Source organism: Aeribacillus sp. FSL K6-8394, from assembly GCF_038008865.1.
Taxonomy (GTDB): domain Bacteria; phylum Bacillota; class Bacilli; order Bacillales; family Aeribacillaceae; genus Aeribacillus; species Aeribacillus composti.
On sequence record NZ_JBBPAA010000001.1, the window covers coordinates 2,178,549 to 2,192,496 of the forward strand.

Genomic DNA, 13,948 nt, shown 5'->3' on the forward strand with positions numbered 1-13,948 from the left:
CTACATTTTTACAATTCATCTTGATCTGTTATTATGCTTCGAAACTTCCTTTTTCATGCGAATAGGCTGGCGCTTGAAATACATCGCTGTTCTCCATACCCACTCCAACGGCCCTAATTGAAAATATTTAAACCAAATATGGCTGATGATAAGCTGCACGGCAAAAATTGCGAGTGCAAGCCAAAAACCGGCGAAGGGGTATACTTTACCGTACAATCCCAATCCGTAATGATAAAAAATATATGTACAAATAACAGATTGCATGATGTAATTTGTCAATGACATGCGTCCAACAGGCGCAATCTTCTTAACAATTTGCCGACAGATTGGGTGAAAATATAAAAATATGAGAGAGATCACATAAAACAACATGAGAAATGGTGCACCGAACACCATGTAAAAACTATTTTTAGCGGTGACCGCAAAAATATTTAACGGAAGCCCAATGATAAGCCCGAAAAACCAGATGGCTGTTAATAACCTTCGATGCTTCTCCGGTTCTTGAAAAAGCTTTTGTTTCGCAAATATCATGCCAACTAAAAACATGCTGATATATGGGAGCATGTTTATTATATAGACAAGCGGTTGAAAAGGCCACATGCCAGACATAGACATGTAAAAAAGCCGATCATGAATACGCTGATGGAAAATATCAGTAAAACTTCCGTTTTGATATGAATGGATTGCGTTTCTTGCCTCCTCTTCCAGTAAGGCAGCCTGCTCTCTTTTTTGGACTAAAGCATCCTCACCATTGGATACAGCCGTCATCAAACCAATAAGGAGCAAATATAAACTAAATAAACATACAGTCCATACCAAAAGGGTTTTCCAGGAACACTTCCGGAAAAAAAGGAGAAGAAACCCCAGCACAGCATAATCCATTAAAATGTCTCCATCCCAGATGAAAAATGAATGAATTAGTCCAAATACAAAAAGCACCACCAGTCTGCGTATATATATAGAAACAAAGTTCCTGCCGTTTCCTAAAGCCCGTTCCTCCATGATGATGATTCCAAATCCGAACAATAATGAGAACATTGTAATAAACTTCATTTGTACAAATATTTCCAAAATATTTTTCGTTAGAAAATCCCATGTTCTCCATGTTTCAGTAAAAAAATTTTCGCTGCCTATTTGGTATAAATATACATCTGGATAGCTGAAATGCGCCATATTCACAAGTAAAATGCCAAATATCGCAGCCCCCCGCACCACATCCACTACTTCATAACGCTCACGATTAAGATTCAAACCAAAACCCCCATTCTGAAAAAAGTTCTTATTGTTAACGCCCTTTTTTCATTATTTTTTGTCCAAAGGCTGCATTTCAGCTTTATCGTGTTTAAATTTATTTGAATATAGCGAAAAAAGAATGACAATTTTCTTATAGTCTATTATGATAGACATAAGATTCGAATATCAACAGATCCACAAGGGGAGCTATATGCTGAGAGTGGACGGATATTTCGTCCAGACCCTTTGAACCTGTTAGTTAATGCTAGCGTAGGGATGTGGAAGTATACTGATCCATGATACAGCCTTTTTCCCCCTTATGGATATTTGTTGATAGCAAATAATATACAGGGGGGTTTATTTTTGGAAAAAAATCGCTTATTACTATTAATAGAAGCAGCAATCTTTGCAGCATTGGCAGTTATACTTGATCTTCTCCCTTCCATTCAATTATCATCAGCCATTTCTATATCCATTGCCATGGTGCCTGTACTCATATTATCGTTTCGATCCGGTGCAAAGATTGGCTTCATTTCCGGCTTTTTATGGGGATTATTGCAAATTGTATTAGGTGATGCATACATCCTGACGCCTGTTCAAGGCTTCATCGATTTTCCTTTATCGGTTTAGCCGGTCTTTTCTGCAAAACTATCCAAAATAAGCTGAAAGATGGAAAGAAAAGCTCTGCTCTTGTTTTCATCATCTTTGGCGTCTTCATCGGAGCTTTTGCACGTTATTTTTGGCATTTTATCAGCGGTGTCTTTTTCTTCGGAGAATATGCACCAGAAGGAATGTCAGCGGTCGTTTATTCTTTGATCGTAAACGGCATTACGATGATAGGAGCGTTTGTATTATGCGCTGTCGTTACTGTTATTCTCATTATGGCAGCGCCAAGATTGGTTGTAAAATAAACAAAATCATCCTCTGCAAAACATGCAGAGGATGATTTTGTTTATAGGGTAAATACTTTCGTTTCAACAGTGTATTTTTTTAATTTTTCACGGCTTACATGAAAACCGATCCCCGGGTTATCAGGCAAGGCAATTTTTCCATTATAAACCGATATTTCCGGTTCAATAATATCTTCTTCCCAATACTTAGATGAACTGGATATATCTCCTGGCAGTGTGAATTGTTCAAGTGTCGCTAGGGATATATTATGGGCCCGTCCAATCCCTGATTCAAGCATCCCTCCGCACCAAACTGGAACATTTTGCTCTTTGCAAAAATCATGGATTTTTTTTGCTTCTGTCAAACCGCCAACACGGCCGATTTTTATATTCATAATTTTGCAGCTTCGAAGTTCAACAGCCTTTCGAGCATCTTCGAAGGAGCAAATACTTTCATCTAAACAGATCGGTGTGTCCAATTCTTTTTGAAGTTTGCTATGATCCACAATATCATCGTGCGCAAGAGGCTGCTCAATCATCATTAATTGAAACTCATCCAATTGTTTTAGATGATTTATATCTTTTAATGTATAGGCACTGTTCGCATCAGCCATTAAATCCAAGTTCGGAAAATGCTTCCGTATTTCCTTAACTACTTCAATATCCCAACCTGGTTTAATCTTTATTTTTACTCTCTTGTATCCTTCCTCCTGATATTGTTCAATAAGACTGATTAAATCTTTTATTGTTGGCTGAATACCGATGCTCACCCCAGCTTCAACTTCTTTTTTCATTCCCCCGAGAGCTTGTGAAAGAGGTATATTTTGCTGTTTTGCATATAGATCCCACACGGCACCTTCCAAAGCCGCTTTTGCCATATAATTTCTGCGAATAAAACGAAACGATTCAGCCAACTCACGAGGATGATGAAACGTCGTCTTTGATAAAATCGGAATGAGGAAATCTTCGATCATGTGCACAGTTGTTTTCACGGTTTCTTCTGTATACCATGGAATGGAAAAAGCAACCCCTTCTCCAAAACCGGCTGCACCATCATCATCCTTTACTTCTACGATCAACAATTCGCGATCGTGAATGTCTCCATAGCTAGTAGAAAATGGGGCTTTCAAACGCATCTGTAATATATGCAAAACAATTTTCTTAATTTTTATCAATTAAGAGCATCTCCTTTTTTAGCCAAGCTCTCAGCTAAGTTCGACAAAATCATTCCCATTCGCCAGAGGGCTCGATATTTCCCGGAAAATATTTCTTAAAATAGCGAATCCACTCGAACGTTTGTTTTACACTAATTATAAAATAAACGCTTTCTTAATGTAAAGGAGCAAGGGATTTCTTTATTTCCCTTATTGTTTATTGAACTGCAAAAATCTCAAATAAATAATGAGATCAATCGTAGAAACGAGTCTCATCATGAGATTAATTTTTCCACTCAATAGTTGTCTTCTTCTCTTTGTTGACTAGCAATTTAAAAACATCAGGTCTTGCATAATGCCCAACAGGATCAAAATCAAACTGGCTATAGGCGATTTGTTTCATATCCAGTTCTGCAATGATGATGTCTTCCTTGCCAAATACGGGCTCTGCCACATATTCGCCCAACGGTCCAACAATCGCGCTACCACCTCTGCTCATTACTTCAGGTGAAGAAGCAAGTTCATCATAACAAGCCAAATCTTTCGGATACATATCTTTTGTCACATATTGATTGGCAGACAAAACAAAGCATCTCCCCTCCAAAGCAATGTGGCGGATTGTTGACTGCCAAGTTTCCCTTGCATCAGCCGTTGGGGCAATATAAATTTGAATTCCTTGTGCATACATCGCAGCCCTTGCTAACGGCATATAATTTTCCCAGCAGATTAGCGCCCCTATTCTTCCATAAGGGGTGTCAAACACTGGTAATGTGCTTCCATCCCCTTCCCCCCAAACAATCCGTTCTGCTGCAGTCGGTTTTAATTTGCGGTGTTTTCCTAACAACTGTCCGTCAGAATCGAAAAATAAAACAGAACAGTAAAGAGTCCCGCCGCTAAATTCATTATCCCTTTCTGTAACGCCTATCACAAGGTAGACACCTGCTTTTCGAGCCGCTTCGCCCGGTTGTTCCGTCGTTTCGTCCGGAACAGCTACAGAATTGCTCCAGTATCTATACCAATCCTTCCTCCCTTCAGCCGAACGGCTCCCAATCGTTGTACCGAAAGATATGCCTCTAGGATAAGCGGGAATAAAAGCTTCAGGAAATACAACAATCTTTGCTCCTTTTTCAGCAGCTTGATGTATGAGGCTAACCGCCTTTTTTGTCGTGGCGTCCCGGTCCATAATAACAGATGAGGCTTGTATAACAGCAACTTTAACCTTTTGTGCTCTGTTCGACATATTCTTCCCCTCCACCAAATTGAAAAATCTAAAGCCATCTTAAATGCCGAAGCTCATGAACCTTCAAAGTCAATAACCTTCGGAAGTTGCCCCCTATTCATCTTCCATAAAAAATCTGCACAGGAAGGAAAACACTTTGAATAATCCTCTTTTTAAGCATAGAAGGGCCGGCCCATGTATTAGAGTTCAAAATAATTGGATTATGTTTTTCCATGAGAGCTTTTCATGTGATATCTCATCTGAAGTAATTTAATGGTAATTTCTTAGCATGCTCCTTTGTACAATACAGCTGTGGCTGAGTGTCGAACTAACTATCAACACTTAATTCTATAGAAGCATTAAGCGTAAAATATGAAAAACGGTTTGAATTGGAGTATATTATTCATAATAAAAATGTTCAAAAATTTTTGGACCATCCAATCAAAGATTTTGTCAATCATCCAATTTCAATACTGCAACAGCCATTTATCCAAGATGAACCATAAAGTGAAATAAATTTGCCGAAAATCGCACATCTATTTTAAGGGTTTTCAACTTCAAGTAAAGAAAAAATCGGGCAGGACAGCTTTAAGCATTGCGTCCATGTTACAAAAGATAATGATTTTTCAGCAGCGTTCAAATCATGTGCTAAAAACTCCAAGTCAAAATAAAAGTGGATGGGTAAAATGTTACTGAATTGGATGGGCATTTTTCTTTCATCTAGCGTTATAATTAATGTTTGAACAGGTTCAAATTTTGATGGATATAACAACATTTTCGATTATGTTCAATAGGAACATTCTATAGATAAATAACAAAGAACCTGGTTAACTTGCCGTATAGCAGGAAGTGCCAAGCAAATCTAAAGGGTGAAGCATATGGACTGGAAACCGGATCGAAATGCAAAAAAGCCTATATATAAACAGCTGGCCGAATATATTGAAAACGGAATTGCGGATGGCACATTTCCCCCTGATAAACCGCTGCCTTCTGAACGGTTTTTGGCCAATAAGCTGCAAATAAACAGAAGCACAGTTGTGGCTGCATATGACGAATTAGAATCAAACGGACTTATCGAGAGAAAGAGAGGAAGCGGAACAACAATCAGCAAAGATATATGGGGCATGACAAAGAAGCGTGTACCAAGCTGGAATCGGTATATTGAGGCAGGATCGTTCTTGCCGAATTTACCTGTGACCCAGAGAATACGCAAAGAGATGGAAGAGCATAAACTAATCAATTTAGCTAGCGGTGAATTGTCGGAAGATCTTTTTCCAATCGACTCCTTAAGAGAAATCATTTCGACAAGGTCATTTATCGGAAGCCTAGGATATGATCATCCTCAAGGGAATGAGATATTAAGAAAAACTATCACAAAGCATGTGAAACGATATCGGAGAATTGAGACAAATCCGTCTTCCATTCTCATCACATCAGGAGCGCAGCAAGCTTTATATTTAATCGTCCAATGCTTATTAAAGCCGGGTGATGCGATAGCATTAGAAGAGCCTTCGTATTATTACAGTCTCCCGGTCTTTAAATCAACCGGAATTAGACCTTTCTATTTACCAGTTGACAAAGACGGTATAAACCCGGATGATTTGCTTCTATTGCATAAAAAACATCGAATCAGGATGATCTTTTTAAATCCTGCTTTCCAAAATCCATCAGGCGCTTTCCTTCATAAAAACCGGCGGGAAAAAATATTGGAAATATCGTCTGAGTATGGAATACCGATTGTTGAAGACGATCCTTACAGTTTAACGTCCTTTAATGGGGAAGAGACCTACCCGCTAAAATCAATGGATAAGCATGGAAATGTCTTATATATCAGCTCATTGTCAAAAATTGTTGCTTCTGGTTTGCGAATTGGTTGGGTTATTGGACCAAAGCCTGTGATTGAAAGATTGTCTGATGCCAAACAGCAAGTGGATTTCGGTCATGCCAGCTTTACTCAATGGATTGCCAATGATTTTCTGGAATCTGACGACTTCGATGCCCATATCAACTGCTTAGTCAAACGGCTCGAAAACAGAAGGGATCAAATTGTCAAAAGCCTTCGATTCTACTTAAAAGACGATGTTGATTTTTATATCCCACAAGGAGGCATTCATTTATGGTGCAAAATAAAGAAAGACTTTAATGAGATCCAGCTGCTAGAAGAGTCGATCAAGCGCGGGGTTATTTATGTTCCGGGCTCAACGCTTGGATCAAGTACAAAATATGTCCGTTTTACCTTCGCAAGAGAAAATGAAGAAAATATAAATGAAGGAATAAAAAGATTTGCTGATGCATTTTATAATATTCAGCATAAATAAATTCCTATTTTCAGGTGATTATCAAAATTCTCTACCACAATGTAAAGAGACAGGGAGATGGTTTTATGTATAGTATGTTATTGACCGTAGGCATTATTATTTGTGTACTTGCACTCATTTTAACTGCGTTTATCGGAAAAGAAGTAGGAAACAAAATAGAAACATATAAAGCGATCGGGAACAGTCCCCATGATGAACTTGCAAGGTCAAGGGAATATGAAACAAGCTCCTTTCGCAATGTTCGCTCGTTGACATGGATTTATACCTTATTGTTTATTGTCATCCTCATTGTATGTCTTATTTTTCTGTTTTAATGCTAAAGAAACGAACCTATGCAAACAATAATGAACTAAATATATTTAAACCGAAATCCTCGACTAACCCTTGCTAACGAATGACGTTTAGCATGGTTGTTAGTTGAGGTTTTTTATTTTGGTTTTCATTGAATTTTCATAGCTCCAAAAACGTTTTTCGCCAAAATTTTTTGACAATATATATTTACATTTATTTCAAAAAGTGATATCATTTTAATATAAAAATAATATGAGAGGGGCAATGAAAGTTGAAAGAAAAAAAGGCATGGTTTATTGACGGGTTTATTGGAATTGTATTAATCGTTGCACTTTTGCTCGGAGCAGCTTTTACATTTATCCAGGAGTTTATTGTTCTTGCAATTGTATTGGTTGTTCTTGCCGTACTGCTTGGAAGCGGTCTTACCATTGTACAGCCGAATCAAGCAAACGTTGTCATTTTCTTCGGACGTTATTTAGGAAGCATTCGGAAAAGTGGCCTTGCCTTAACGGTTCCATTAACTATTAGACAAAAGGTGTCCCTTCGCGTTCGAAATTTTAACAGCAAAAAGCTAAAAGTAAACGATGTGGAAGGGAATCCGATTGAAATTGCTTCGGTCATCGTCTTTAAAGTAATCGATTCCGCAAAAGCAACTTTTGATGTGGATGATTATGAAGAATTCGTGGAAATCCAAAGCGAGGCTGCCATTCGTCATGTAGCAACGAAATATCCTTACGATACGTTTGATGACCACAATATTACATTAAGAGGCAACGCCGATGTTGTTTCAAAAGAGCTGGCAGATGAATTGCAAGAACGGTTGAACGTCGCTGGAGTTGAAGTAATAGAAGCTAGACTGACTCATTTAGCTTACTCGACTGAAATTGCCAGCGCCATGCTTCAGCGCCAGCAGGCAGCCGCCGTTTTATCTGCGAGAAAAAAGATTGTCGAAGGAGCCGTCAGTATGGCCCAAATGGCTGTCGAGCAGCTGGCTAGCGACGGAACGATTGAGCTTGATGAAGAAAGAAAGGTTAACATGGTGAATAATTTAATGGTTGCGATCATCTCCGATCGCGGCACCCAGCCGGTCATAAATACCGGAAGTCTATATTAATGGTTGTGTCGCACCATGGCAAAAAAGAAAAATTTCCCTTTAAGAATCGATCCTGAATTGTATGCCGTTATTGAACGTTGGGCGCAAGAGGAATTCCGCAGCGTCAATTCCCATATTGAATTTTTATTGCGGGACGCTGCTCGACGCGAAGGAAGGTTAAAGAAAAAAAAGGAGAAAGAATAAAACATCGATCATCTTTTCCGCAAGTCGAAAATTGGCTGCTGACTTCCTTCAGATCTTGGCGCCCTAGACACCCTTGTCTTAAACAAAATACTGCTGCTTTAAAGCTTGGCGAATGTACAGATGCCCAGCACATACAAAAAATCCCTTATGGAGAACCATGAGGGATTTTTTATGAGTGAAGAACTTTTTCTAAATGTTTCACTGTTGGTGTTAAATTAGCAAAGAAATACGCTTCGCGGAGTCTGCGGGAAGGTGCACTATGCATGAGATATCCGGCACTTCCGTGATGAAGCATGTTTGCCTGTACAGCTTCAAGGGTTAAATAAGCAGCTTCCAAACGTATCTTTGCAATTTCTTTCCAGTCGAGTCTTTGATCGCTGAACAATGCATGAATGTCATCTTGAATTTTGCGCTCTTGTGTTTTCAATTGACCCGGCTGTATTTTCAAAAAGCTGTTGCAGCCATTTTGTTTATTAATAACCTTTTCAATGGAGGCGATGGAAGATCGTATAACACCTAAACCAAGAGGTATTTGATATAAAATGAAAACCGGGCGGATTTTCTCCACAAAAAGATCCGCATCGTCAGATAAAACCCACTGATTCGGGACAAAAACATCTTGAAAAGTACAAGAATATGTTGCGCTTCCATTTAAACCTAGAAAATCATTTTTTTCCTTTAATATTAATCCTTCTGCATTGCTCGGAATGAAGCACATGATTCGTTTGTGTTCATCCACCTCAGCAATCACACCGAACCAATGATTGTCACCTAGATTGGATACATTCGGCAAAACACCTGAAAGTATATAACCATCTTCTTTAGGTTTTGCCTTTAAGTGCAATTTTTCAAGTCCTGCATAATATTTCATCGGATTCGATAAGCCTGTTGCACCTAAAATTTTTCCACTCTCCAGCAAAGGGAGCAATTTATTTTTTAATGAAAGATTGTTGGAATTTCGTACATAAGTTAAAGCGGCCAGATGGCACCATAGACAAAATGCAGTCGTCATACACCATTTTGCTGTTTCTTCTACCACTTTCATTTCCTGTAAAATATATTCCTTTTGCGACTTATGATTCGTAGAGAAAAATCCAGCTTTCCCTAGCTCCCGCAAATATTGCTCCTGGTAAAAACCTTCCGCATCAATTTTTTTCACATATGGTTTCAATTCTTTTTCAATTAACTGCTCCAACGTTTCAACTTTTTCGTCCAAACTATTCATTTCATTCATCACCCGCGTTCATAATGTCCGAAATCAGGCATTCCAATTATTATTAAATAAATAATTCCTACGTGTTTAGTCGGTTTAAAGTCATTTTATTATATTAGGTTCAAAAAATCAATCTTTATTTTGCCGCCCCTTCTATTTTTTTGATAAAGATGAACCTGTATATGTATTTCAAAAGAGCTTTGCAAAAAAAAAGACAATAAACCAATGCTTGGTTTATTACAACTTCCTGAAAGTAGCCGGCATCCGCAAGCTACTTTCAGATAAAAATCGAAAAAATATAAAAGCAAGTGGAGAGAAACGCATTGTTTTTCTCCACTTGCTTCATTTTAGGGATTTATCGGACAGCCCCGCCTCTTAAAAAAAGGTTATTAAAATTTATTATTTATCTGCCAATATTTCCGTAATGGAGTCAATTGGTGTTTTTACTGCGTTGCGGGCACGCTTAACAGCCTCTTCATCTGGTGCATCGTAGAAGCAAAGGCATTTTGTCATATCTTCACAAACATAAGTTCTCGAAAATGTTACTTCAGGAACTTCTTGATAATGTACAGAGTTTTTCTTCTTTCTCTCCAAATATTGTTCCATTGTCAAATCTTCTGGTAAATTCCATTCAACCAAATAATTGACAACTTCATTATTTTTCTTTACATCTTCGAGTTCTTTTCCAACAAGACGAACTTGTTTTACTAGATGAATAGGTATATGAATATCTTTTAACGTTTCAGTGGCAGCTTTTTGATTTTCTGCTTCAACAATAAAGAATGCGCGTGAGAAATCCTTTGATACTTGAAGTTCAATTAATGATGCCTGATTTTCGTTTAATTTTCCTTGAAGCTCTGAAACTTTTTGATCTAATTCCTCTTTTGCTGATACAATACCATTTAAGGATGATTCAATTAAGTATAGCGCCATATTTTTATCCCCCACTTTTTTATTATCATAAAGTCATTTTAATATACTTAGTTCAAAAAATCAACTTAATCACTTTTAAATTATTTTATGTTAAAATGGATTGTAACAAATGGAGGAGATTAGTTTATGAAAATAAGATATGATATCCCTTGCAACATCGCGCAATCACTTAATATCATTGGAGATCGTTGGACACTGTTAATTATTCATGAAATTTTAAACGGAAATGCACTTTTTAATGAAATTAAAAAAGCTTTACCGGGAATTTCTTCTAATTTGCTTTCGGAACGTCTCAGATATTTAGAAGAAGAAGGCCTTGTTCAATCAGAGCTTTATTCACAGCATCCACCTCGATACCGCTATGTATTAACACAAAGCGGAAAAGATTTAGAGCATGTTTTCAATGCACTTATTATTTGGGGAAGCAAACATTTAAAAAAATGTTATAAAAAACTGATTGACCCGGCTACAGGTGATGAGGTGGACATTGCCTATTATTCCAAAAAAACAGGCGAACTTGTCCAAAATGTTGAAGTTATTTCTATTGAAAGTGAGCTTCAAAATATTAAATAAAAATGCTGTCAGGTCCTCTAAGACTAGTTTAAGGATAGGCGTGCTGGAAGCTCCGGCAATTGCCTTTTCAGGAGGAGTTTTTCCACGCGTCTAGCCTCTTAGATACCAATTTTTACATAAATTCATTTCCCTTTGTCTAACGAATACGAAGTCCATATTATAAATCCCCTATTCCAGGTTATCATCATTCCCTTGTTCTCCTTTTTCAACACCTTGCGTAAAATCCAGTATGCTTGAATCACCTACCTATTCTTAAAGCATCACTTTAAAAATCCCGCTTACAGCTTAAAATGTTTTCCTGCCTCCGGCTTCAAAAATGCCATCCGCAAACGTCCATCATAATAAAAATCTATAAAAACGCAATGACTAAGCTTATCCTCATTGAACTCCCATCACTTCTTCTACAAAACGTCCAGATACATCGGTGCAAACCGCTCACAATCAAAATAACACGATTCATTCTCAAAAATTAAAATCATTGACACTAAAAAATATTTTCTATATATAGTTGAAAAAACTAACAAAGTATAATAAAATGATCTACAAATATTAAAACTCACTATTCTTATAAGAATTATTTTGTTAATGAATTAACCGAATATTAATGAAAATCCGACGACTAAGAGGCGGTGTAATGAATGGATTCTCAGCAGTCTACAATTATTAAAGTTGAAAATTTGAGCAAGAGCTTCACAAATAAAAATAAAGAAATACACGTTCTAGACAATATTTCACTAGAAATAAAGCAAGGTGAAATCATCTCCATATTAGGAGAAAGCGGCTGCGGGAAAAGCACTTTTTTAAATATTATCGGCGGCTTTGAAAAGGCGGATAGCGGTCAAGTTTTGCTTGATGGGAATGTGGTGAATCAGCCGAATCGCAAATGCATAATGCTGTTTCAAGACTATGGACTGCTCCCATGGCGAACAGTGCTTAAAAATGTAGAATTGGGGCTGGAAGGTCTCAAGCTTCATCCTGCAGAACGAAAGGAAAGAGCGTTACATTACTTGGCATTGGTTGGTCTAAAAGGAAAAGAAGATTTGTTTCCTCATGAACTTTCTGGAGGAATGCAGCAAAGAGCAGGAATTGCCAGAGCACTTGCACTGAAGCCAGAATTAATTTTAATGGATGAACCGTTTGCAGCATTGGACACGTTTAATCGTTATTATTTGCAGGATGAACTGCTTCGCATCCAGCAAAAGGAAAATACAACTATTATTTTAGTTACCCACGATATTGATGAAGCAATCTATTTATCAGACCGGATTCTCATTATGCATCCAAATCCCGGTCATATTCACAGGGAGATCAAGATCGCTCTCTCGAAGCCTCGAGACCGAAGCCATTCTGATTTTCAGTATTATCGAAAAATCATTTTTGAAGAATTCCACTTTAACCATCCTAATGTAACAACGGAGTATTATATCTAATTTTTCAAAGCAAGCTCACATTGTATATCACTAGCATTGCAGTAATTAAATCTGATGATTCAAAATACTAAGAATGTTCAATTTTTTATTGATTTCGAAACAAAAAAATCCTTTACAATGGAAGTACAGGTGGTTCCTGTCCAAATCCAATCGTAAAGGATAACTGTTATGGACAAGAATACACTAATTTCATCATTTGGTAAATGGGTTTCACCCATAAATATTCAAAAACTTAGCGAACAAGTCAAAGAATTGAAACAGGACTATTACACAAAAAAGCTGACAACAGAAGCCTATATTAAACTTTTATTGGTAGCCCAACTGCTCGAATTTAAGAGCTTAGAGGAAATGAGTGATGCACTTGTAGACGAAGATCTTCAAAAAGCACTCGGATTTGAATCGATAAGTGCCTCTCAGCTATCCCGAAAAAACAATCAGATCAACCCACTAATTCTTGCAAATTTGTTCTTGGATCTTGTTTGGAAAATTCAACGGTACCATTATAAAAACGGAAAGAATATGCCACTGAAAATCATTGATTCGAGTACACTCCCGTTGAATTTGACCAATTATAAATGGGCAAAATTCCGTAAAACAAAAGCTGGTGTAAAGCTACACTTACGGCTCGTTTTCATGGATAAAGACACCGTCTATCCTGAAAAAGCAGTGATTACGACAGCAAAAGAACATGACCGAAATCAACTCGAAGTCCTAGTGGATGATAAAGAAGCCATGTATGTGTTTGACCGCGGTTATGTGGACTATGAACGTTTTGACCGGATGACAGATGATGGCTATTTCTTCGTTTCAAGACTGAAGAAAAACGCAGTCATTCGTGAAGTCTATACATTTTCACTTCCTGATGATTGTCACGTTCTATCCGATAAAATGGTCTACATTGGTACCACACAAAATCGTACTGAAAATGTCTATCGTCTACTAGAAGTTATGGACACAAAAGGGAACTTACTTCGTTTAATTACCAACCGATTTGATTTAAAAGCAGAAGAGATAAGTGATATTTACCGATCTCGCTGGGCTATTGAACTCTTTTTCAAATGGCTTAAGCAACACGTAGAAATTAAGCACTTTTATGGAATGAGTGAAACAGCTATTCAAAATCAAATTTTCTTAGCCCTTATCACGTATTGCTTACATGTTCTCATTCAATTGGAGATGAAAAGTAAGAAATCCCTACTTCGAATTACTCGTTGGTTAAAGAGAGCTCTGTGGAAACCAGCTTATGTTTGGTTGCGAAAATTTGATGGGCGAGCCAGTCCATAATCTCCCTTTTGTCGTTGTCGCTCTGATTTAACTGTATATATTTACCAAATGGGCAGTGCCACCTTTCTTTAGGTTTTGTCTTTTTGGCACAAATTCACAAAAAATAATTAACA

12 protein-coding genes, 1 pseudogene and 1 riboswitch are annotated in these 13,948 nt (G+C 37.5%); of the genes and pseudogenes, 8 read left to right on the forward strand and 5 right to left on the reverse strand.

Annotated elements, in window-relative coordinates; all coding sequences use genetic code 11:
* Positions 1-15 precede the first annotated feature (15 nt).
* Entirely contained in the window at positions 16-1,251 is a 1,236-nt protein-coding gene (locus NSR00_RS10380; protein WP_340788556.1) for a DUF418 domain-containing protein, read from the reverse strand.
* 172 nt (positions 1,252-1,423) lie between these two features.
* Positions 1,424-1,527, forward strand: a riboswitch (TPP riboswitch).
* Positions 1,528-1,596: 69 nt separating this feature from the next.
* Here NSR00_RS10380 and thiT point away from each other — a divergent pair.
* Positions 1,597-2,144, forward strand: a pseudogene (gene thiT / locus NSR00_RS10385) (energy-coupled thiamine transporter ThiT).
* Between the two features lie 41 nt (positions 2,145-2,185).
* Here thiT and menC read toward each other — a convergent pair.
* Together menC and NSR00_RS10395 are read right to left on the reverse strand one after the other, a co-directional pair.
* Positions 2,186-3,295 carry an o-succinylbenzoate synthase gene (gene menC / locus NSR00_RS10390; protein WP_340789218.1) on the reverse strand — a complete coding sequence of 370 codons (1,110 nt, stop codon included), beginning with the start codon at positions 3,293-3,295 and terminating at the stop codon, positions 2,186-2,188.
* A gap of 265 nt (positions 3,296-3,560) precedes the next feature.
* Positions 3,561-4,517 (reverse strand): carbon-nitrogen hydrolase family protein, encoded by a 957-nt coding sequence (locus NSR00_RS10395; RefSeq protein WP_340788558.1) that lies wholly within the window; start codon positions 4,515-4,517, stop codon positions 3,561-3,563.
* Positions 4,518-5,374: 857 nt separating this feature from the next.
* Between NSR00_RS10395 and pdxR the strand changes: the two genes are divergently transcribed.
* From pdxR to NSR00_RS10415, 4 genes are all read left to right on the forward strand, one after another.
* On the forward strand, positions 5,375-6,814 hold the full coding sequence (gene pdxR, locus NSR00_RS10400) for a MocR-like pyridoxine biosynthesis transcription factor PdxR (RefSeq protein WP_340788560.1): 1,440 nt from the start codon (positions 5,375-5,377) through the stop codon (positions 6,812-6,814).
* 65 nt (positions 6,815-6,879) lie between these two features.
* Complete coding sequence (locus NSR00_RS10405) at positions 6,880-7,128, forward strand: hypothetical protein (RefSeq protein ID WP_063386782.1); 249 nt, start codon at positions 6,880-6,882, stop codon at positions 7,126-7,128.
* A 248-nt stretch (positions 7,129-7,376) separates the two neighbouring features.
* On the forward strand, positions 7,377-8,219 hold the full coding sequence (locus NSR00_RS10410) for an SPFH domain-containing protein (RefSeq protein ID WP_339197507.1): 843 nt from the start codon (positions 7,377-7,379) through the stop codon (positions 8,217-8,219).
* A gap of 15 nt (positions 8,220-8,234) precedes the next feature.
* A complete protein-coding gene (locus tag NSR00_RS10415) occupies positions 8,235-8,402 on the forward strand; it encodes an Arc family DNA-binding protein (protein ID WP_065095528.1) in 168 nt (55 codons plus the stop codon).
* 169 nt (positions 8,403-8,571) lie between these two features.
* Here the strand turns inward: NSR00_RS10415 and NSR00_RS10420 are convergent, their stop codons facing one another.
* Positions 8,572-9,627, reverse strand: a complete 1,056-nt coding sequence (locus tag NSR00_RS10420) for an acyl-CoA dehydrogenase family protein (RefSeq protein WP_311066519.1) — start codon at positions 9,625-9,627, stop codon at positions 8,572-8,574.
* Positions 9,628-10,014: 387 nt separating this feature from the next.
* Positions 10,015-10,548 (reverse strand): DUF4242 domain-containing protein, encoded by a 534-nt coding sequence (locus tag NSR00_RS10425; RefSeq protein WP_066247720.1) that lies wholly within the window; start codon positions 10,546-10,548, stop codon positions 10,015-10,017.
* Positions 10,549-10,674: 126 nt separating this feature from the next.
* Here NSR00_RS10425 and NSR00_RS10430 point away from each other — a divergent pair, with 126 nt between their 5' ends.
* The 3 genes from NSR00_RS10430 (at position 10,675) to NSR00_RS10440 (ending at position 13,835) form a co-directional block, all read left to right on the forward strand.
* Entirely contained in the window at positions 10,675-11,121 is a 447-nt protein-coding gene (locus NSR00_RS10430; protein WP_066247718.1) for a winged helix-turn-helix transcriptional regulator, read from the forward strand.
* 638 nt (positions 11,122-11,759) lie between these two features.
* Complete coding sequence (locus tag NSR00_RS10435) at positions 11,760-12,551, forward strand: ABC transporter ATP-binding protein (protein WP_340788564.1); 792 nt, start codon at positions 11,760-11,762, stop codon at positions 12,549-12,551.
* Positions 12,552-12,719: 168 nt separating this feature from the next.
* Positions 12,720-13,835: an IS4 family transposase gene (locus NSR00_RS10440; protein WP_340786703.1), complete on the forward strand. Its 1,116-nt coding sequence runs from the start codon at positions 12,720-12,722 to the stop codon at positions 13,833-13,835.
* The last annotated feature ends 113 nt before the right edge of the window (positions 13,836-13,948 follow it).